Source organism: Luteitalea sp. (assembly GCF_044337415.1).
Classification (GTDB): domain Bacteria; phylum Acidobacteriota; class Vicinamibacteria; order Vicinamibacterales; family Vicinamibacteraceae; genus Luteitalea.
On record NZ_JBIINP010000034.1, the window covers coordinates 14,382 to 34,686 of the forward strand.

Consider the following 20,305-nt stretch of genomic DNA (forward strand, 5'->3'; position numbering starts at 1 on the left):
TCGAGAGCCCGGGGAGACGTTGGGAGGACGCGAACCCGAGAGGTGGGAGCACGGCGGGGGAGGGCCGCCGGCGAGACTGCGTGGCGTTCAGGACACTGCCGGTTCGGACTCCTCGTCGTCTGCCGGCGAGGCCCGCGACGCGTCGGGCAACACCCCCATGTCGAGCAGCACCTGTTGCACCAGGTGACGCCCGAGGCCCGTATCGCGTGCCAGGGCGCGGACGCTGAGCGACGTCCCCGGCGGCACGAGCGCGAGGCGTTGTGTCACGAGCTCACGCGCCTGATCACGGGCACGTCGAGGGCGGCCGGGGCGCGGCGCATCGGTGGTGATGGCCTCGAGACCACCGAAGCGGAAGCGATCCCGCCACAGGCGGATGGTCGGCTCGCTGATGTTGAGGACCTGAGACGCGCGATGAACGGAATATCCGGAAGCCAACTGCAGGATGATGCGACTGCGGCGGACGACGCGAGCGGGAGTAGCGGGAGCGGAGACCCAACGAATCAGCTGATCGCGTTGGTACTCGCTCAGGACAATGGGCACCTTCCGGGTGACGGACACGAACCTGGCTTCCTCCATGGGCGTGGCAAAGCCGTGGGCATCAGAGCGGTCACTCGGTTCCGGCGCGCGCCGCAGGGCGACGATCGCGTCCGACGGGCGTGGGGGAATCGGGCAGCGCCCGCTTCATGGGTTTGCATGACATAGATAACGCGAAACTGGTCCGTGCCGCGCCAAAAAATGAGACAGAGTCTGTCGGCCGGCGGAAAAAAGGGGTCGGAACTGGCTGAATAATTCATGCCTGTTGCCACATCTTGTGGCTTTCTGACCGAATTCACCTAGCCTCGTGCTGGTCGATCCTGATGCCACTGTTGCGACTCGAATCTCGCATTGCCCCTGTCCGAATCGCCTCGCGCGCATCGGATTCACCCGACGGTGGCGCCCTTCACGCCACGCCGCCGTCCGGGGAGGCGGCCGGCAAGTGCCGCCTCTCATGCGCGTCTCACGCCGCCCTGCGACAGTGGGCGGTGATGGACCTGCGCATGGCGTCCGCCGCGCTGCTGGCCTGCCTGTGGCTCCCGGCAACCGCCGGCGCCCAGATGGCGCCTGCCGCCCTTCCGCCGGCTCCGCCGCCGGCTGCCGCCCCCTTCACGCTGGCCGAGGCCGTGGCCCTGGCTCGCGCCCACGCGCCCGCGGTCCGGGCGGCGCAGGCACGCGCCACCGCCGAGGACGGCGTGGTCGAGGCCTCGCGGCGCTGGCGCAACCCCACGATCGATCTCTCCATCGAGAACCTGGGACCGCAGGACCTGCAGCACGACGCCTTCGCGTGGTTCACGCAGCCGCTGGACTTCGGTGCGCGCCGGTCGACGCGCATCGCGGCCGCACAGGCGTCACGCGCGTACCTCGTGCAGGAAGTCGACGCGCAGCGGCGTGGCGTGGACCTCGCGGTGGTCGATGCGTACCTGGGTGTCGCGCGGGCGCGCCAGGCCGCTGGCTTGCTGGCCGTCCATGGGCGGGCCATCGAGGAGGTCGTGGAGCTGATGCGGCGACGCGTGGCGGAAGGCGTGGCCCCGGAGGGCGACCTGCGGAAGCTCGAGGCCGAGCAGGCCCGCACGCGCGTGGCCCATGTGCGGGCGGACCTCGACTTCCGCCAGCGCGCGCTGACGCTCGGCGTGCTCGTCGGGCAGGACGGCGCGGCCCTGGCCGAGCGCGTGGTGGTGCCGCCGGTGCCGCCGGTGGGCGCGGCCGACGTGGCAGCGGCCGTCGAGCAGCGGGCTGACGTGCGCGCCGCGGCGGCATGGCTCGAGGAGCGCAAGGGCGCATCGGCGGCCGAACGGGCGCTGGGCGGCACGGCCCTGGCGGCCACGGGCGGCTACAAGCGCACCTCGGGCTTCAATACCGGCACGGCCGGCATCTCGATCGACCTGCCGTTCGGGCTGCGCAACGCCCCCGCCCGGCTGCGCGCCGAGGCCGACGTCACCGCGGCGATGCTGGCGCTCGAGCAGGCGCGGGCTGCTGGCCGCGCCGACGTCGAGCAAGCGTTGCTGGCCGCGCGGATTCTCGGCGACCAGGCGACACGTGTCGCGACCGAGCTCGTGGAACCTGCCGTGATCGCCCAGCGAGCCGCCCGTGCGGCGTTCCGCGAGGGCACGGGCGATGCGCTCGCGCTCGTCGACGCCGATCGCGTGTATCTCGACACCCAGCGTGAGGCCCTGGCGGTGCAGCTCGATGCCGCCACGGCCGCCATCCGCGCCCGCCTGGCGCTCGGAGAGGATCCCCTGCCATGACCGTCGTGTTTCCCCACGCCCGCCTGGGCCTGGCCCTGATCGCGCTGGCCGCCGGCGTGGCGTGCACCGGCACGTCGCCGCAGGAGCCGGCGGCCGCGCCGCCGGCACCGGCCGAGGCGGTGGTGCTCTCGAAGACCTCGCAGCAGCTGGCGGGCATCACCGTGGAGGCCGTGAAGGCCGAGGCCGTCGGCGACGTCCTGGAGACGGTCGGCACCGTGGCGCTCGACGACACCCGCACGGCGCGCATCGGCGCCCTCGTCGAGGGCGTCGTGTCGGCGACCCACGCCAACGTCGGCGACCGCGTCAGGCAGGGTGCGTTGCTGGCCGGGCTCCACAGCCACCAGGTGCACGACGGCTGGGGCGACTACCGCAAGGCCGTGGCCGACCGGCGGCGGGTCGAGCAGGAGCTTTCGTACGCCTCGGATGCGCTCGCGCGCACCGAGCGGCTGGTGGCCGACAAGGCGGCCTCGACGCTCGAACTCGAACGGACACGCGCCGCGCGGGCCGCCGCCACCGAGCAACTCGCGATGGCGCAGGCGGAGGTGCGGCGTGCCACCGAATCGCTGGAGCACCTGGGCATCTCGAGCAACGAGACCACGGCTGCGGCCACCGAGATCATCCCGGTGCGGACGCCACAGGCCGGCGTGGTGCTCGAGCGGCTCGTGACGACGGGCACCGCCGTCACGCCGGGCACGCCGCTCTTCGTGGTCAGCGACACGTCCTCGCTGTGGGTGCTGGCCGAGGTCGACGAAGCCGTGCTCGCGCGCGTCAAGGTCGGCGCGGGCGTGCAGGTGGCGGTGACCGCGTACGCGGCCGAGCGGTTCCCGGCCACGGTGACGCTGATCGGCGACACCATCAACGCGGCGACCCGGCGCGTGGTGGTGCGCTGCCGCGTGGCCAACGGCGACGGCCGACTCAAGCCGGGCATGTTCGCGCGGGTGCAGCTCGAAGGGATCGCGCCGGCGCCGATGGTCCACGTGCCGGTGGATGCCGTGCAGGACCTGGGCGAGCGCCGGGTCGTGTTCGTCCCGGCGGCCGACGGACGCTACGTCCCGCGTGAGGTGGAGACCGGCGCCGAGCGCGAGGGCCGCGTCGAGATCCGTCGCGGGCTGGTCGACGGCGATCGCGTGGTCACGCGCGGCGCCTTCCTGCTCAAGTCGCAGCTGCTGGCGTCCCCGGAAGGCGAGTGATGACCGGCACCGGCATGGGCCTGGTCGAACGGTTCACCGCTGCGGCACTGCGGCAGCGCGGCTTCGTGCTCGTGTGCGTGCTGGCGCTGGTGGTGACCGGCGTCTACGCGTACCGGGACCTCCCGGTGGAGGCCTTTCCCGACCTGACCAACAACCAGGTCGTCGTCGTGACGCAGGCGACGGGCCTGGCCGCCCCCGAGGTCGAGCAGCGCATCACGTATCCGATCGAGACGGCGCTGATGGGCACGCCGGGGGCCGAGGAGGTCCGGTCGATCTCGAAGTTCGGGCTGTCGATGGTGACGGTGGTCTTCGAGGACGCCGTGCCGGTCTACCTGGCGCGCCAGCTGGTCACCGAGCGGGTGAACGAGGCGCGCAGCCGTATCCCGCCTGGCGCCGAGCCGACGCTGGGTCCGGTGGCCACGGCGTTCGGCGAGATCTACCAGTACCTCATCGAGGGCGACGACACCTCGGTGATGGCGCGCAAGACGCTGCACGACTGGTCGGTCCGCAACCGCCTCCGCGCCACGCCGGGGGTGAGCGAGATCAACACGTGGGGCGGCCTCACCGAGCAGTTCCACGTGGTGGTCGACCCGCAGCGGCTCGAGCGGTACGGCCTCACGCTCACGCAGCTCCTCGAGGCGATCGCCAGCAACAACCTCTCGTTCAGCGGCGGCTTCATCGAGCGCCGCGCCGAGCGCACCACCGTGCGGGGCGTGGGCCTGCTGCGCGACCACGCCGACATCGAGTCGGTGGTCATCACGGCGGTGAACGGCGTGCCGGTGCTGGTGCGCGACGTGGCAGACGTGCGCACCGGTGCCATGCCGCGGCAGGGCGCCGTGACGCGCGACGGGCGCGGCGAGACGGTGGCGGGCATGGTCATCATGCTCAAGGGCGAGAACGGGCGCGACGTGGGCGACCGCGCCAAGGTGCGGATCGCGGAGATCGAGAAGGCGCTGCCGGCCGGCGTCAAGGTGGTGCCCTTCTACGACCAGACGCAGGTGATCGATCGCACGGCGGCCACCGTGCGGAAGAACCTGCTCGAAGGGTCGCTGCTGGTCGTCGCCGTGCTGTTCTTCTTCCTGCGCGACGTGCGGGCCTCGCTCATCGTCGCGTCGGTGATCCCGCTGTCGATGCTGTGCGGCTTCATCGGCATGCGCCTGTTCGGCGTCTCGGCCAACCTCATGTCGCTCGGTGCGATCGACTTCGGCCTCATCGTCGACGGCGCCGTCGTGATGATGGAGAACTTCGTCCGGCGACGGGCCGAGGCCGAGTCGGTGATGCCAGTCGACCGGAAGGAGGCCGGCCGGATGCGGCTGGCGCTGTTCACGCCGGCCGCCATCGAGGTGGCCCGGCCGATCCTGTTCGGCGTGCTGATCATCATCGCGGTGTACCTGCCGATCTTCACGCTCGAGGGACTCGAGGGGAAGATGTTCCGCCCGATGGCGATCACGGTGTGCTCGGCCATCTTCGGCGCCCTGCTGCTGGCACTGGCCGCCGTGCCCGCCGCCTCCTCCCTGCTGTTGAAGATGGAGGGCGCCCACCACGAGGAGGCCTGGTTCCTGCGCCTGCGGGAACGCTACGTCCGGCACCTCGCCGACGCGATGCGCCATCGCCTGCGCACCATCGCCGTGGCGCTCGTCGTGGTGTGCACCGCCATCGCCTCGCTGGCCTGGATCGGCACCGAGTTCATGCCGCGCCTCGACGAGGGCGCGCTGCTGATCGAGACCCGCAAGCTGCCGTCGGTGTCGCTCGAGGAGTCGGTGGGCATCTCGACGAAGGTCGAGGGCATCGTGCGTCGCTTCCCCGAGGTGTCGCAGGTGGTGACCAAGCTCGGTCGCCCCGAGCTGGCCACCGAGGCGATGGGCATCTACCAGGGCGACGTCTACGTCAACCTCCACCCCGAGGAGGCGTGGACGACGGGGCGCGACAAGGACGCGCTCATCGAGGCCCTGTCCGAGGCGCTCGGCCAGATGCCTGGTGTGCAGGTCAACTTCACGCAGCCGATGGCGATGCGACTCGACGAGGTCGTGTCGGGCGTGAAGGCGGACGTCGCCGTGAAGATCTTCGGCGACGACAGCACGACGCTGGAGCGGCTCGCGGGCGAGATCGAGGCGATCCTCGGCAAGGTGCGCGGCGTGGCCGACCTGCAGGTGGAGATCTTCTCGGGGGCGTCGCAGCTCGAGGTGACGATCGACCGGCAGGCGATTGCCCGCTACGGCCTGCATGTCGAGGACGTGCAGCGCGTGGTCGAGGCGGCGGTGGGCGGCACCGATGCGACCGAGGTGCTCGACGGCCCGCGCCGGATCCCCGTGGTCGTGAAGTTCCCCGAGGCGGTCCGGGCCCACGAGGAGGCGCTGGGGAACGTGCTGATCACCGCGCCTGGCGGCGAGAAGGTGCCGCTGTCGCGCCTCGCGGCGATCCGCCGCTCGAGCACGCCCGAAGCCATCAGCCACGAGGGGAGCCAACGGCGCCTCGTGGTGCAGTGCAACGTTCGCGGCCGCGACATCGGCAGCTTCGTCGCCGAGGCGCAGTCGCGGATGACCGCCGTGAAGATGCCGGTGGGGTACTACGTACGATGGGGCGGGCAGTTCGAGAACCAGGCCCGCGCCACCGCCCGACTCGCGCTGGTCATCCCGCTGTCGCTCGCCATCATCTTCGCGCTGCTGTACGTGACGTTCCGCAACGTGAGGCAGGCGGCCCTGATCATCCTCAACGTGCCGTTCGCGCTGGTCGGGGGCATTGCCGCGCTGTGGCTGCGCGACCTCAACCTCAACCTCTCGGCGTCGGTGGGCTTCATCGCGCTCTTCGGCGTCGCCGTCCTCAACGGCGTGGTGATGGTCACCGCGATCAACCAGTTGCGGGCCGAGGGCCACGCCCTGCACGAGTCCGTGCTGCGCGGAGCCGAGTCGCGGCTGAAGGCCGTGCTGATGACGGCGCTCGTGGCGGCACTCGGGTTCGTGCCCATGGCGATCTCGCACGGGGCCGGCGCCGAGGTGCAGCGGCCGCTGGCCTCGGTGGTCATCGGCGGCATCATCACGGCGACCCTGCTCACGCTGATCGTGCTGCCGGTGGTGTACGAAATGATCGAGGACCGCTTCCATGCGACTGCTCGTCGTCGAGGATGACCCCACGATCAGCCACTTCCTCGTGAAGGGCCTCCGCGAGGACCAGCACCTCGTGGACCTGGCCGAGGACGGCGACGCCGGCGAAGCGCAGGCCCTGGCCGGGGAGTACGACGCCATCCTGCTCGACGTGATGCTGCCCGGGCAGGACGGCTTCGAGGTGTGTCGGCGCCTTCGCGCGCAGGGCGTGGACACGCCGATCCTGATGGTCACGGCGCGCGACACGGTCGGCGACCGCGTGCGAGGGCTCGACACCGGTGCCGACGACTACCTCCTCAAGCCCTTTGCCTTCGACGAGGTGGTGGCACGCTTGCGGGCGCTGACCCGGCGCGGGCGCACCGCCAGTCTGTCGTCCGTGCTCCAGGCCGGGCCGCTCACCCTGGACCAGGAGGCCCACCAGGCCGCCGTGGACGGCGTGTCGGTGCCCCTGACGGCGACGGAGTATCGGCTGCTGGAGTACCTCATGCGGCGGGCCGGCACCATCGTCTCGCGCGACCAGCTCGCCGAGCACGTCTGGGGCGGCGAGTACGACCCCTGCTCCAACCTCGCCGACGTGTACGTGGGCTACCTGCGGCGCAAGCTCGCGGGTACGTCCGCCGCCGACCGGATCCGGACGATCCGTGGCCTCGGGTACATGCTCTCGCGCGGAGAACCGTGACCGTCCAGCCCCTCTCGTTCCGGGCGCGGTTGACGTTGCGCTGGACGGCGGCGTTCGGGCTGCTGCTCGCCTGCGCCAACACCGCGGTGTACATGGGCGTGCGCGTCTACGCGGAGCGCGACCTCGACGCCAATCTGCGCACGCTTGCGGCCACCGAGATCGCCTCGTCCACCGACGCCGGCGGCGCCCTGCACCTGCACGAGATTCCCATCGAGGACCTCGGGGGCGGCGAGTTCACGGGCAAGTTCGTGCAGTACTACGCGATGGACGGCACAGTGGTGTTCGGTTCGTCGATCCTGCGCGGGCGGCGCGTGCTCGACGAGGCGGCCTTCGCGCGGGCCCGCGGCAACGATCACGGCGTGGTCGCCGTGGACATCGACGGGCGACGGGGCCGGCTGGTGACGGCGCACATTCGCGACGCGAGTGCGCCGTACATCGCGGCGGTCGGCTTGTTCACCGATCAGCTCGACGCCCTGCTCGGCCGGCTCGCCGCGGTCCTGATCGCGGTGTGGGTCTTCGGTCTGGCCTTCACCGCCTGGCTCGGCTCCCTGCTCGCCTCGCGCGCCCTCGGCCCGATCGACGAGATCACGGCGCGGGCGGCGCGCATCGCCACCGGCGACATCGACATGCGCCTCGATCCGCCGCGTACGGACGACGAGATCGGGCGCATGACGCGGCTGCTCAACGAGATGCTCGACCGGCTGCATCGCGTGATCGACGGCAACCGGCGATTCGCGGCCGACGCATCGCACGAGTTGCGCACGCCGCTGACCGCGATGGGGGGCGAGATCGACGTCACGCTGCGGCGCGAGCGGACGGCGGCGGAGTACCAGGAGACCCTGCAGCGCCTGCGGGGCCAGATCGACGGCCTTGCCGGCATGGCCGAGCAACTGATGGTGCTGGTGCGGGCCGAGGAAGGCAGTAGCGACCTGCGCGCCGAGGAAGTGCCGCTGCGGCCCCTGGTCGACGCGGCGTACACGCGGGTGGAGGCGGAAGCGAGGAGCCGCGGCATCGCGCTGGGTCACGAAGGCCTCGACCACCTCGTGGCCTACGGACAGCCGGTGCTGCTGGCCCGGGCCATCGAGAACGTGATCGCCAACGCCGTCAAATACAACCGCGACGGCGGCTCCGTGCTCGTCAGGGGGCACGATGAGCCCGCTCCAGACGATGCGTGGCAGACCGGGCGGCTGCGGCTGGAGGTGGTGGACTCCGGTCCGGGCATTCCCGCCGCCGAGTGGGAGCGGGTCTTCGACAGGTTCTACCGTCGGGAGCCGTCACGATCGCGGCGGACGGGCGGGAGTGGGTTGGGACTCGCACTCGGTCGGGCCATCGCCGTGTGGCACGGGGGCAGCCTGCGCATTCGCACATCGAGCGATGCCGGCACGGTCTTCGAGTTGGCGGTCCCGGGCCAACGGCAGGACGCCTGACCCGGGTGCTGCGCACACGGCACGCGGCTCGGGGCGGCAGGTGTGCGCCTACGCCGAGAGCCGGCACGCACGGCCCCGACACCCACCGCCCTGTCGACAGAACGTCCTCGAGATCTGGAGTGGCGGGCGCGGCGCCCATCGGGCGGCACGGCCGTCCGACAAAACGAACGCCCCCCGCTCCGTGAGGAGCGAGAGGCGTTCGCGGTCCGAGAAGAGCGGGCCGCGCGGGGGGAGCCACGGCGGGGGCCGCCCTGCGGCGGACGTTTCCTGGCCGGTCGGGCGTCTCCGGGGGAGCGGGGGCGCTCGAAACCGGCGGGCCTGGCGGCGGTGGCCAGGAGGCCGCGGCCAAAGCGGCCCGAACACACGACTGCCGGAAACGCGGGCGTGCGTATCCGGCAGCCGTTACATCATTGGAGCTTAGCGGCGGCGGCGCAGGAAGCCCGCCGAGCCGAGCGCGAGGCCGAGCAGCGCGAGCGTGGCCGGCTCGGGAACCTTCGGCGACGGCGACACCATCGTGTAGGACAGCGAGAACGACGCGTTCTCGTCGTCCTGCGCCACGACACCCGACTGCGTGGCCGCGAAGGTCAGGCGCATGGAGTTCGGGTCGAAGCCAGCCAGCGGACCGGCCGGCGTGAAGGTGCCCTCGGCGCGGAGGCTGACCGTGCGCGAGCTGGGGGTCGCACCCGGATTGAGATGCGCGAAGGTCACCAGACCGTTGTAGCTGCCGAACGCGCCGGAGAACGTCAGCGGCGTCCCCACCGTCGCCGTCAGGGGCGACGTCAGGAAGTTCTGGGCAATCGCCGGCACGAAGTCACCAGTGGTGCTCGTGTTGACGATGGAGTTGTTACCCGCGGGAACCGGGAAGACCGTCGACAGGTCGGCGAGCGTGAAGGTCGTGCCGACGTCGATCCCCGCGATCGGCGAGATCGAGACGCCGGCCACCGAGACGCTGATCGAACCCGAGATCGGCGCCGCCTGGGCGGTCGTGCTGAGTGCGAGGCCGGCGACCAGAGCCGCGGCACCAAAGAGACGGGCGAGCTTCATTTCCATTTCTCCCCTGTGCAGCGGCCCCGTAGGTCCGCCGCCTTCATGAATCAGAACTGCCCGGCAACCACATGCTGCCGGAGCCTGCCGTATTGCGCCCCTGACGGCCCTCACGAGCCGGTGCCGTCTACCTCCCCCGAGGCGCACGGCGCAACTTGTTGACCTTTCCATATGCACTCGGCATGCCAAGTGTGCTGATCCGCGATTTTTCGAGGAAATTGACCGGAAATCGTGATCAGGCGTGGCACGGCCCAGTCGCATGCGCCTCAGTAGTTCTCAGAAAAGCAGAAATTCATCCGCAGAAACGGATCACGAACCTGGATTCGCACGCCTGAACCATCCCTTGGTTAGTCACTCATCTGCAATGATGTGGCGAAACACTACAAATAGAGGCTTTTGTCACAATAATAATCATCAGTATCCCTGCTTTTTACTATCTATAGATAGTCACTGCTGACTGTCATTCCTCGTCAATGTTTCAGAAAATGCCGCGCGGCCGAGTTCAAGGAGTCGCCATCAGGAGTGACTAGCCCGGAAAGACGCCTGAAGAACATGGACGGACGCCTGGTCGCCCTTCCGGGTACAAGCCGTCTCCCTACCCACCTGATCCGTGATCCAGAGAGCCTCGCTCGACTGCTCCGAACACAGCTGGCAGGCGGCAGGCGGTCGTCGGCAGGCGTGGGCCTGGCGCTTGGCGCTCGGAAGACAGCCAGGCAGCGGGGCTCGAGCCCCCCACCCCGCGCACACCCGATCACGACATTGACCCAAATTGTGGCGAATCGACACAGGCGCGGCAACTAGTCACGAAATCGGCAGAAATCCTCGCGATTCCTTGGTGGAAGCTAGACCAAGGACAGCATTTGCTCAGCCACGCTCCTCTGTACGCTGCTCAGCGGTGGCGACCAGGACCGTTCTCATCGTGGACGAGGACCGCGACCGCGCCCTCGAACTGGGGCGCGTCCTCGCAGCACCCGACCGTCAGGTCGGGATCGTCACCAACCCGGCCGAGGCGCTCGATCACGCGCGCCGTCGGACCATGGACGTGGTCGTCACCGGTCTCGAATTCCCTTCCGGTGCGAACGGCCTCGATGTCATCCGCGCCTACCGCGCGGCATCGCAGGACGTTCGAGTCATCGTCCTCTCCGATCCTGCGTCGATGGACCGTGTCGCCGAGACGCTGCGCGCACTGCAGGACCGCGCCGTGCGCCCGCCGGGGGCCACGGCTCCCGTACGCATCGACGCCCGGGTGGTGGCGGCCACCGGCGCCGACGTCGAAGCGGAGATCGCCGCCGGGCGATTCCGCCAGGATCTGTTCTACCGCCTTGCCGTGTTCCTGATCAGGGTCCCGCCGTTGCGGGACTGTCGGCAGGACATCCCCGTGCTCGTGGAGCACTTCTCGCGAAGCGCCAGTCAGCGCGCCGGACGAGCGGTCACCTTCTCGAGCGGAGCCATAGCACGCCTGCGCCAGTTGGACTGGCCAGGCAATGTCAGGGAGTTGGAAAACGTGGTCGAGCGACTCGTCGCCTCCGCCCGCACCCCCGTCGTCGAGGCCAGTGACATCGGCGTCGACGCGGTGGCGGGCACGCCTGCTGGTGCGCATCCCTTCTCGGACATGCCCACCCTCGACGAACTGGAGCGCCGGTACCTCGTGTACGCGCTGCAGCGCTTCGCGGGCAACCGCACCCGGACCGCCGCGGCGCTCGGCATCGACCGCCGCACGCTGTACCGGATGTCGGCCCGACTCGGTGTGCCGATCACGGGCGCCGATCTGCAGGGCGCCAACACGGCCGGCAACTGATTCGGGCTCCTGCCGGGCACAGCCTCCGGGTTCTCGTCGCGCATCTGTTGTGTCAGACTCGCGACGTTCCGGAGGTTCCATGCCCGTGCCCGCCAGTTCGTCGCTGTCTCGTCGCGCCTTCCTCGCCGCGGCCGTCACTTCCCCGTTCGTGGCCGCGCTGTCGGCCGCCGGCAAGCCCCAGGTCGGCCTCGAGCTGTTCTCGGTCCGTCAGGAACTCGCCAAGGACCTGTTCGGCACGGTACGCGCCGTCGCCAAGGCCGGCTACCAGGCCGTCGAGTTCTTCTCGCCGTACTACCAGTGGGATCCGGCGTATGCCCGACAGGTCCGCCAGTTGCTCGACGATGTCGGACTGAAGGCGCCGTCGACCCACAACGGCGCGAACGTGTTCACGCCCGAGGGCCTGAAGAAGGCAATCGAGCTGAACCAGATCATGGGCTCGTCGCTCATCGTGATGGCCGGCGCCGGCAGCGCCGTCAAGACGCTCGACGACTGGAAGCGCGTCACCGCCCAGTTGGCCGCGGCGTCCGAGACGCTGCGGCCACTCGGCATGCGCGCCGGCTTCCACAACCACCAGACCGAGTTCATGTCGATCGACGGCACGCGCCCGATCGACGTGATCGCGAAGGGCACGCCGCGCGACTTCGTGCTCCAGCTCGACGTCGGCACCTGCATCGAGGCCGGCCAGGATCCCGTCGGCTGGATCAAGGCCAATCCCGGCCGCATCGCCAGCATCCACTGCAAGGACTGGGCGCCCGGCGAGGGCCCCGACAAGGGGTACCACGTCCTCACCGGCGAAGGCGTCGCCCCCTGGAAGGACATCCGCGCCGCGGCGGAGGCCGTCGGCGGCGTGGAGACCTACCTGATCGAACAGGAAGGCAGCCGCTTCACGCCGTTCGAGACCATGGAGAAGTGCCTGGCCACCTGGAAGGCCATGCGGGCATGAGGCCCTGGCGCGCGAGGCGAGTCGCCACCGCGACGCTCGGCGCGGCGGCCTTGATGGCGACCATGGGCACGGGGATCGCGAACAGCCAGGTCAGGACCACCGGCGGGCTCCTCGAAGGCACGACCGTCGACAGCGGACGCATTCGCGTTTTCAAGGGCGTGCCGTACGCGGCGCCTCCCGTCGGGCCGCTGCGCTGGAAGGCGCCGCAGCCGGTCGCGGCGTGGACGGGCACGCGCCGGGCCGATGCGTTCGGCGCCCAGTGCATGCAGGTGCCGCTGTTCGACGACATCGTGTTCGATCGGGCACCGAGCGAGGACTGCCTCTACCTCAACCTCTGGACGCCGGCCGCCGACGCCAGCGCGAAGCTGCCCGTCATGGTGTGGATCCACGGCGGCGGCTACCAGGTGGGCGCCTCACACGAGCCGCGCCACGACGGCGTGTCGCTGGCGCGCCGCGGCGTCGTCCTGGTCACCATCAACTACCGACTCGGTGTCTTCGGCTTCCTCGCCCATCCCGCGCTGTCGCGAGACGACGCACGCGGCAGCTCGGGCAACTACGCGCTGCAGGACATGGTGGCGGCGTTGCAGTGGGTGCGCGACAACGCGGCGGCCTTCGGCGGCGACCCTGCCAACGTGACGATCTTCGGCGAGTCGGCGGGCTCGTTCGCCGTGAGCACGCTGATGGCCGTGCCCTCGGCGCGCGGGCTGTTCCACAAGGTGATTGGCGAGAGCGGCGCGCCGTTCGGGGGCTCGCTCCCGATCGCGCCGAAGGCCGCTGCCGAGGCCAACGGCGAGAAGTTCGGCACCAGCCTCGGCGCGACCACCGTCGACGCGCTGCGGACTCTCGAGGCCGGCGCCGTGCTCAAGGCCGCGGCCACCTGGCAGCCGTGGTTCTCCACGTCGGTCGACGGCGTGGTGCTGCCCGAATCGGTGGCAGCGACCTTTGCCGCCGGACGGCAGGCGCCCGTGCCGCTGCTCGCAGGCTGGAATGCCGACGAGTCGCGGTCTGGCGTCACGCTCGCCGCCACCCGCCCCACGGCGGCGAGCTTCGCCGAGACCACGCGCAAGCAGTTCGGGCCCGCCGCCGACGCGCTGCTGCAGGCCTATCCGGCCGGATCGGACGCCGAGGCGCTCGAGTCTGCCGCCGCGCTGGCGAGCGACCTGTTCATCGGGTACGGCACGTGGAAATGGATCGAGGCGCACCGCGCCACGGGCAACGCGCCGGTGTACCGCTACCTGTTCTCTCGCACGATTCCGGTGGCGCCCGGACAGGTCCGCAACGGCAAGCCGGTCACGGCCGAGGACGTCGGCGCCAGGCACGCCGGCGAGATCGAGTACGTGTTCGGCACGCTCGACAGCGTGAAGGGCGTGACGTGGACACCTGCCGATCGCGCGCTGTCGGATCAGATCGGCGGCTACTGGACCAACTTCGCACGCACGGGCGATCCCAATGGACAGGGGTTGCCCGAGTGGCCGCGCCTCGGACAGGCGAGTGCGGGCAGCGCGCCGTCGCGAGTCCTGCGACTCGACACCACCACGGGCGCCATGCCCGAGCCGTCGCGAGCGCGATACGAAACGCTCGACCGCCTGATGGCGGCCATGCTCCGGTAAATCCCCATGCCCACACGACGCCAGGCGCGCGCGCGCCTCGTACTGCCCGCGCTCCTGGCCGTGGTGCTCACCGGCGCCCTCGCCAGCCTCCACCCTGCCGCCCAGGCGCCCCCGCCCAACATCGTCGTGATCCTGACCGACGACCAGGGCTACGGCGACGTGACGGCCTTCAACCCCGCCAGCAGGATCCCGACACCGCACCTCGACCAGCTCGCACGCGAGGGCCTGCGGTTCACCGATGCCCACACGAGCTCGTCGGTGTGCACGCCGACGCGTTACGCGCTCATGACGGGTCGGTACTCGTGGCGCACGTCGCTGAAGAAGGGCGTGCTGTGGGGCAACGGCGACGCCCTGATCGAGCCCGGCCGCACGACCATCGCGTCGATGCTGAAGGCGCGTGGTTACCACACGGCCGTCGTCGGCAAGTGGCACCTCGGGTTGCACTGGGCCGCCAAGCCTGGCGCGACGGTCGACCGCACGACCACGCAGGGGCCGACCGACTGGATCGACTACACGCAGCCGATCACCGGCGGGCCGCTCGCTGTCGGCTTCGACGAGTTCTTCGGCATCCCCGCCTCCCTGGACATGCGCGACTACGTCTACGTCGACGGCAATCGCGTGGTCGAACAGCCCACGAGCCGCCTGCCGGGCATCCCGCAGGGCGTGCCGGGGTTCTATCGGCCGGGCGCGGCCGGACCGTCGTTCCGCCCGGAGACCGTGCTCGACGAGGTGACGGCGCGCGCGGTGCGCGTGATCGAGACGCAGGCGAAGGCCGGCACGCCGTTCTTCCTGTACGTGCCGTTCGCCGCACCACACACGCCGATGCTGCCCACCGGCGCGTTCGTGGGGCGCACGACGCTCGGCCCCTACGGCGACTTCGTGGCGCAGACGGACGCGGCCATCGGCACCGTGCTCGCCGCACTGGCGCGCACGGGCCAGGCCGAGCGCACGCTCGTCATCTTCGCGAGCGACAACGGCCCGGCACCGGCAGGCGGCATCGCCTCCTTGCTGCCGCGCGGCCATGACGCCGCGGGCGGATGGCGCGGCACCAAGCACACGTTGTACGAAGGCGGCACGCGCGTGCCGTTCATCGTGCGTTGGCCCGGCGTGGTCGCGCCGGGCGGCGTGACCAGCCGCACCATCGTCATCTCGGACGTGCTGCGCACCGTGGCAGACGCGGTAGGCGCCTCGGTAGCCGACGGCGCCGCGGAAGACTCGGTGAGCTTCATGCCGGTCCTGCGCAACCCGTCAACGACGACGCCGCTGCACGAGGCCATCGTGATGCAGAGCGATGCGGGTGCGTTCGCGATCCGGCAGGGCAAGTGGAAGCTGCTGCTCGCGCCCGGTGACGGCCGCGCCTCCGACATCGGGGCCCCACCCGACGGCCGGCCCGCCGTGCAGTTGTACGACCTCGAGGCAGATCCGAAGGAAACGACGAACCTGCAGGCGGCGCATCCCGACGTCGTGAAGCGACTGCAGGACCTCCTCGCCACGTACGAGCGCGAGGGCCGCTCACGGTAGGGCGCGATGTCCGCATCGCGCCGTTGGGCTCACGGCCGGGTGGGACACCCGGCCCTACCTCGGCGGCACTCAGTACATCCGATCGACGACCACGCGCCCGTTGCTGATCACCACGAGCGGCTCGAAGAGCACGGTCATGTCGTCGAGGGGATTCCTGTCGAGCACCACGAGGTCGGCCTCGAGGCCTGGGACAATCGTCCCGGTTCTCGACGCGATGTCGAGCACGCGCGCACCCGTGGCGGTGGCGGCGCTGATCGCCTCGAGCGGCGTGAACCCGCACGCTTGCACCAGCAACTCCATGTCGTGCGCCACGCGGATGCGGCCGGTGTCGTCGCCGTCGGCGTAGCTGCCGTCGGTGGCGGCGGCGATCGGGATGCCCAGCGTCTTCGCCTTGCGCACGGCCGCACGCAGCGGCCCCATCATGTGGTACGTGCGCACCTGCAGCGCGACATCGTCGGTCGAGTTGCCGCGTGGATCGCCGAGCGGGCTCATCACGGCGAGCGTGGGCACGAAGAAGGTCTGGCGCCGCTGCATCTCCGCCAGCGTCGTGTCGTCCACGTAGGTGCCGTGCTCGATGCTGCGCACGCCGGCGCGCACGGCGGCCCGCACGCCGGGCGTGCCGTGGGCATGCGCGGCCACGTGCCGGCCGGCCGCGCGAGCCGCGTCCACGGCAGCGCGGATCTCGTCCTCGGTGAGTTCCGAGCGGCGGGGATCGGTCGAGGCGAGCCCCGCCCGCTCGCTCGCCCCGACCTTGATCACGTCGACACCGCGCGCGACCTGCGCGCGCACCACCTCCGCGATCACGTCGGCACCGCGCAGCTGGCCCGACGCAAAGCGCCCGAACTGCGGGTACGCCTGGTAGAACGCCATGCCTGGCGAGGGCCTGATGATGCTGCTCGACACCAGCAGTTCGGGTCCGGGCACGTGGCCACCGCGCACCAGATCACGCGTGCCGAGCGCCTGCAGGAACATGTCGCCGAGGACACGCGCCGTCGTGACGCCCGACTCGACGGCGCGCCTGGCGGCATCGGGGGTGGCGATGTGCGCATGCGCATCGATCAGTCCCGGGATGAGTGATCGGCCGGCGAGGTCGATACGCCGCACGCCCGCCGCGTCGGGCAGCGCCCCCTGCCCCACCGCGGCAATCCGGCCGTCGCGGATGCGCACATGCGCGCCCACGCGAGGCGGTGCGCCGGTGCCGTCGATGACGGTGGCGTTGACGAGGTCGAGATCCTGGGCGCGGGCGGGCCACGCGCAGGCGAACAGGGCGGCGAGGGTCGCGGCGGGCAGCAGCCAGTGACGCATGCGCGGGAGTATCACACGGGCCTGGAACCGGGTACCGGGTACCGGGTACCGGGTACGGGGTACCGGATCACATGGGCTGACGGCTTACGGGAAGGTGGGCCGGCTCTCCGAGCCCGGCACTCGAGGCCTGGTTCAGTCGCCGATGGCGGACATCGGTGGTGCGCTGACGAGGTGCGGGTTCCGTACCCGGTACCGGGTACCGGGTACGGAGGGCAGGGGGCAGGGCTCTTTGGTGCCAGGACGGGGCTGCGGGGCGCGCTGCCGGGGGTGCCAGGTTTCGAACCCGGTACCCGGTACCCGGTACCCCGTACCCCGTCTATGCGATCGCCTCGACTCGCGCGCGGAGTTCGGCGAGCGCGCCCTGGCTGGTCACCAGCGCCTCGCGCACGGCGCCGAGTGACTGCTGCTCGGCCCGCACGAACCGGCTGTAGGGCGCGATGCCGTCGTTGAGCCGCTCGGTGCTGCGCACCACCTCCTGCTGGAACTGCGTGCGCAGGGCCCGCGCCAGCGTCTCGCGGAGGTCGCGGATCTTGGCGCGCAGGTCATCCTTCGCCTTGCGCCGGCGCGCCGGCACGATGAACAGGCCCACGGTGGCCAGGACACCGGCCAGCACCATGCCGGTGATGTCGGCCGCGGCGGTCGATGCCGCGATCGTGACCAGCGTCCCCAGGCCGAGCGCGCCCGCCCCGACAGCGGCCGATGCCGCGACGGCGTTGCGCGCCCCCTCGGCAAGCGACGCGGCCTCTCGCTGCCGATCGAAGCCCTCCACCACGCGCTGGGCTTCCTTGCCCACCGATTCCAGCAGGCGCCCGCGTTCGACGTGGAACGTCGCCAGCTCCGGATCGCCAACGATGCGGTCGCGGTACTGTCGGCGACGCTCCGCCAGGTGCGCGTTGACCTGTTGCCACTGGCGCAGGTCGGCGCTGACCATCCAGTCGATCAGTTCCGAGACCTTGCGCTCGATCTGCACCGGCGCATCGGCCACCACCTCACGCACGAAGCCGTCCTGCACGCGGCTCCTGTTCAGCAGGTCCACGACACGGCCGATGCGCAGCATCTCGTCGAAGTAGGCGTGCCCGCGCTGCTCCATCTGCAGCAGCACGTTCTCGATCTCGCCCATGCGCAACTCGAACTGCCGGTCCATGTCCTGCCGGTACACCGCGTGCTGCTTCTCCACGTCGTCGAGCAGGCGCAGGTCGTCCTGCAGCAGCGTGAGGCGCCCCTCGGTGACCTCCAGGTAGCGCGACGAGAGCGCCTGTCCGATGCCGAGCGGGTTGGCCAGCTTGAGGCGCAGGCGTTCACGCTGGTCGAGGCGCTCGTGGATGTACCGCTCCAACGGCTCGAACCGGCTCGGCGCCCAGTCCTGCGGCTGGCCCTGCTTGGCCCGCATCGCCAGCTTCGCGCTCACGGGGAACGTGTCAGGGGCACTGCCGAGGACCGCCGTGGCGTGCTCGGCGACGAAGCCGAGCACCTGCTGCAGGTCGGCGTCGGTCTCGAACAGGTCGACCTTGTTGATGACCAGGACGATCTTCTTGCCCCAGTCGCGGATGACGGTCAGGAACTGCCGCTCGGTCTCGGTGAAGGGGCGATCGGCCGACGTCACGAACAGCACGAGGTCGGATCGCGGCACGAAGTCGGCGGTGATGGCCTCGTGCTCGCGAATCACCGCGTTGGTGCCCGGCGTATCGACGATGGCGATCTCGCGCAGGAACTCCACCGGGGCGGTGAGCACGTGCAGGTGCGGCGACCGCTCCACGCGCGTGGCGGTGTCGCCGTACTGCAGCAGGTTGACCTGCGCGGTGGTTGGCGTTACGCCTTCCTTGAGGACGGGCGCGCCCAGCAGCGCGTTGATGAAGGCGCTCTTGCCGGCGTTGAACTCGCCGACGATCACCACGAGGAACAGCTCGTCGAGCTGCTGGATCGACCGCGCGAGGGCCTCGAGGCTGTCGGGCGTCGCCTCGAGCCTCACCAGCAGGTCGCGCAGCGACTCGAGGACACGGCGCTCGTCGGCGACGAGGGCCTGGTCGCCCGGGCGCAGGAGGGTGCTCACCATGTGCGGCAGCATCGCACGGGGTGCCGAATCGCGTCGATTGCGCCCTTGGGCGCGGGGTGCCGCGCCCCATCTTGAGCCGGTGCCGCGACGATGCTAGCGTCGTCGTCCCGCGGGCGGCATGGGCTTGGCAAAGCTCTTCTGGCGGGTCAGCGATGGGGCTGGCCACGAGGAAGGAGCTCCCATGCGGGCTGAACTGGACGAACGCGTGAAATCACTCGAAGAAAACGCTCGTTCCCTGCGATCACTGCCAGCCAGGGTCGAGGCAATCGAGGCCAGGCTCGAAGGCGTCGAGACGCAGATTGTGCGCACTCGGGAGGAGTTGGTGATGGTCATTCATGCCACCTCTGCCCCGCTGGCGACTCGCGCGGAATTGCTCGGCACCGGCGACCACCTTCGAACAGCGATGCAGGACATGCGTGGCGAGATGCACGGCATCCGCGACGCGCTCCGCGCCGAGATGCATGGCATCCGCGACGAGCTCCGCGCCGAGATCCGGGCCTCCGCAGAGGAGTCGCGGCGGCACTGGGCCGTGCTGCTCGAGCACGCCGTCGCGCAGATGCACGCGCTGTTCGACGCGTCGCGGCAGCCGCCGCCCTGACGGGTCAGCGCGGCGCGAGGGCGTCGAGCGCCAGGCCCGGGATCGGCTCGCCGCGCGAGGCGGCATGCCGGTGCTGTGCGTAGTGCTGCCGGAGCAGATCCTTGCCGTAGTCGTTCCCGTTCGGCGTACGCACCACCACGTGCACATGCTCGCGGAAGGGCACGCCGGCGGGATAGCGGCCCCGCAGGCCGGCCGGCGTCTGGTGATCGAACTCGATCAGGACCACCGGGCTGTGGATACGGTAGTAGAAGACGCTGTCTGGCGCAGTGCCGCCGATCCACGCAAAGTGCGTCGCGTCGAGATGAGCCTTGACGTCGGCCATCTTCACGCGCGCATGCCCGTCGTCCATCGTGCCCACGTGCAGCGCGACGAGGTCGAGCAGCGCCGCCTTCTGCGCCGGTGTGAGCGACGATGCCGGCACGCCGGCATACGGGATCACGACGTTGTCGCGGAACGCCTCCGTCTGGTTGTCGTTGCCGGTCTTGGCGGCGTGCAGGATGGCCTGCGTGCGCTGCGACGCGTCGAGCCCGTTCACGAAGGCGAGCCCGGCGGCCTGCTCCTCCTGCAGGATCTTCGTGCCTGCGTACTTGCCGCTGGTGGCGATCACGGGTTCCGAGCCGAAGAAACTCGGTGTCATCACCACCTGATCGCCGAGCACGAAGTAGTTGATGATCAGGTGGTGCCCATCGACCTGCCAGCCCCACGGCTCGGTGGCCGAGGGCGTGCCCATCACGGTCACGTGGTACAGCCACTC

Annotated in this window: 15 protein-coding genes; 10 read left to right on the top strand and 5 right to left on the bottom strand. The window is 70.5% G+C overall.

Features of this window, described 5'->3' with window-relative positions:
* Window positions 1-87: 87 nt before the first annotated feature.
* Window positions 88-558, bottom strand: a complete 471-nt coding sequence (locus ACIRDX_RS08220; RefSeq protein ID WP_396624930.1) for a helix-turn-helix domain-containing protein — start codon at window positions 556-558, stop codon at window positions 88-90.
* Window positions 559-1,037: 479 nt separating this feature from the next.
* On the opposite strand from ACIRDX_RS08220, the gene ACIRDX_RS08225 reads away from it, so the two are divergent.
* The 5 genes from ACIRDX_RS08225 to ACIRDX_RS08245 are packed head-to-tail and all read left to right on the top strand — an operon-like array spanning window position 1,038 to window position 8,679.
* On the top strand, window positions 1,038-2,282 hold the full coding sequence (locus ACIRDX_RS08225) for a TolC family protein (protein WP_396624931.1): 1,245 nt from the start codon (window positions 1,038-1,040) through the stop codon (window positions 2,280-2,282).
* Window positions 2,279-3,472 carry an efflux RND transporter periplasmic adaptor subunit gene (locus ACIRDX_RS08230; protein WP_396624932.1) on the top strand — a complete coding sequence of 398 codons (1,194 nt, stop codon included), beginning with the start codon at window positions 2,279-2,281 and terminating at the stop codon, window positions 3,470-3,472. The genes ACIRDX_RS08225 and ACIRDX_RS08230 overlap by 4 nt, the downstream gene beginning before the upstream one ends.
* Window positions 3,472-6,597 carry an efflux RND transporter permease subunit gene (locus ACIRDX_RS08235; RefSeq protein WP_396624933.1) on the top strand — a complete coding sequence of 1,042 codons (3,126 nt, stop codon included), beginning with the start codon at window positions 3,472-3,474 and terminating at the stop codon, window positions 6,595-6,597. Before ACIRDX_RS08230 ends, ACIRDX_RS08235 begins: the two co-directional genes overlap by 1 nt.
* On the top strand, window positions 6,572-7,252 hold the full coding sequence (locus tag ACIRDX_RS08240) for a response regulator transcription factor (RefSeq protein WP_396624934.1): 681 nt from the start codon (window positions 6,572-6,574) through the stop codon (window positions 7,250-7,252). The genes ACIRDX_RS08235 and ACIRDX_RS08240 overlap by 26 nt, the downstream gene beginning before the upstream one ends.
* Entirely contained in the window at window positions 7,249-8,679 is a 1,431-nt protein-coding gene (locus ACIRDX_RS08245) for an ATP-binding protein (protein WP_396624935.1), read from the top strand. The genes ACIRDX_RS08240 and ACIRDX_RS08245 overlap by 4 nt, the downstream gene beginning before the upstream one ends.
* A gap of 417 nt (window positions 8,680-9,096) precedes the next feature.
* Here ACIRDX_RS08245 and ACIRDX_RS08250 read toward each other — a convergent pair whose 3' ends face one another.
* Complete coding sequence (locus ACIRDX_RS08250; RefSeq protein ID WP_396624936.1) at window positions 9,097-9,723, bottom strand: PEP-CTERM sorting domain-containing protein; 627 nt, start codon at window positions 9,721-9,723, stop codon at window positions 9,097-9,099.
* An 895-nt stretch (window positions 9,724-10,618) separates the two neighbouring features.
* On the opposite strand from ACIRDX_RS08250, the gene ACIRDX_RS08255 reads away from it, so the two are divergent.
* The 4 genes from ACIRDX_RS08255 (at window position 10,619) to ACIRDX_RS08270 (ending at window position 15,595) form a co-directional block, all read left to right on the top strand.
* Window positions 10,619-11,521 carry a sigma 54-interacting transcriptional regulator gene (locus ACIRDX_RS08255; protein WP_396624937.1) on the top strand — a complete coding sequence of 301 codons (903 nt, stop codon included), beginning with the start codon at window positions 10,619-10,621 and terminating at the stop codon, window positions 11,519-11,521.
* Between the two features lie 79 nt (window positions 11,522-11,600).
* Window positions 11,601-12,464, top strand: coding sequence for a sugar phosphate isomerase/epimerase family protein (locus ACIRDX_RS08260; protein ID WP_396624938.1), 864 nt, complete (start codon window positions 11,601-11,603; stop codon window positions 12,462-12,464).
* Window positions 12,461-14,074, top strand: a complete 1,614-nt coding sequence (locus tag ACIRDX_RS08265) for a carboxylesterase/lipase family protein (RefSeq protein WP_396624939.1) — start codon at window positions 12,461-12,463, stop codon at window positions 14,072-14,074. The genes ACIRDX_RS08260 and ACIRDX_RS08265 overlap by 4 nt, the downstream gene beginning before the upstream one ends.
* A 6-nt stretch (window positions 14,075-14,080) precedes the next feature.
* The gene (locus ACIRDX_RS08270; RefSeq protein WP_396624940.1) at window positions 14,081-15,595 is read left to right on the top strand and encodes an arylsulfatase; all 1,515 of its coding nucleotides are present in this window, start codon (window positions 14,081-14,083) and stop codon (window positions 15,593-15,595) included.
* A gap of 69 nt (window positions 15,596-15,664) precedes the next feature.
* On the opposite strand, the gene ACIRDX_RS08275 is transcribed toward ACIRDX_RS08270, so the two are convergent.
* Together ACIRDX_RS08275 and ACIRDX_RS08280 are read right to left on the bottom strand one after the other, a co-directional pair.
* Window positions 15,665-16,900 carry an amidohydrolase family protein gene (locus ACIRDX_RS08275; RefSeq protein WP_396624941.1) on the bottom strand — a complete coding sequence of 412 codons (1,236 nt, stop codon included), beginning with the start codon at window positions 16,898-16,900 and terminating at the stop codon, window positions 15,665-15,667.
* 316 nt (window positions 16,901-17,216) lie between these two features.
* Window positions 17,217-18,953: a dynamin family protein gene (locus ACIRDX_RS08280; RefSeq protein WP_396624942.1), complete on the bottom strand. Its 1,737-nt coding sequence runs from the start codon at window positions 18,951-18,953 to the stop codon at window positions 17,217-17,219.
* 124 nt (window positions 18,954-19,077) lie between these two features.
* Here ACIRDX_RS08280 and ACIRDX_RS08285 point away from each other — a divergent pair, with 124 nt between their 5' ends.
* Entirely contained in the window at window positions 19,078-19,551 is a 474-nt protein-coding gene (locus ACIRDX_RS08285; protein ID WP_396624943.1) for a hypothetical protein, read from the top strand.
* A gap of 4 nt (window positions 19,552-19,555) precedes the next feature.
* Here ACIRDX_RS08285 and ACIRDX_RS08290 read toward each other — a convergent pair.
* Window positions 19,556-20,305, bottom strand: a 750-nt coding sequence (locus ACIRDX_RS08290) for a DUF3500 domain-containing protein (protein ID WP_396624944.1), incomplete at its 5' end; no start/stop codon positions are given.

Excerpts from the sequence above, each read along its gene's own strand:
- ACIRDX_RS08225 (WP_396624931.1), top strand. The coding sequence starts at position 1,038 with ATGGCGTCCGCCGCGCTGCTGGCCTGCCTGTGGCTCCCGGCAACCGCC.
- ACIRDX_RS08230 (WP_396624932.1), top strand. The coding sequence starts at position 2,279 with ATGACCGTCGTGTTTCCCCACGCCCGCCTGGGCCTGGCCCTGATCGCG.
- ACIRDX_RS08235 (WP_396624933.1), top strand. The coding sequence starts at position 3,472 with ATGACCGGCACCGGCATGGGCCTGGTCGAACGGTTCACCGCTGCGGCA.
- ACIRDX_RS08240 (WP_396624934.1), top strand. The coding sequence starts at position 6,572 with ATGCGACTGCTCGTCGTCGAGGATGACCCCACGATCAGCCACTTCCTC.
- ACIRDX_RS08250 (WP_396624936.1), bottom strand. The coding sequence starts at position 9,723 with ATGAAGCTCGCCCGTCTCTTTGGTGCCGCGGCTCTGGTCGCCGGCCTC.
- ACIRDX_RS08260 (WP_396624938.1), top strand. The coding sequence starts at position 11,601 with ATGCCCGTGCCCGCCAGTTCGTCGCTGTCTCGTCGCGCCTTCCTCGCC.
- ACIRDX_RS08265 (WP_396624939.1), top strand. The coding sequence starts at position 12,461 with ATGAGGCCCTGGCGCGCGAGGCGAGTCGCCACCGCGACGCTCGGCGCG.
- ACIRDX_RS08270 (WP_396624940.1), top strand. The coding sequence starts at position 14,081 with ATGCCCACACGACGCCAGGCGCGCGCGCGCCTCGTACTGCCCGCGCTC.
- ACIRDX_RS08275 (WP_396624941.1), bottom strand. The coding sequence starts at position 16,900 with ATGCGTCACTGGCTGCTGCCCGCCGCGACCCTCGCCGCCCTGTTCGCC.
- ACIRDX_RS08280 (WP_396624942.1), bottom strand. The coding sequence starts at position 18,953 with ATGGTGAGCACCCTCCTGCGCCCGGGCGACCAGGCCCTCGTCGCCGAC.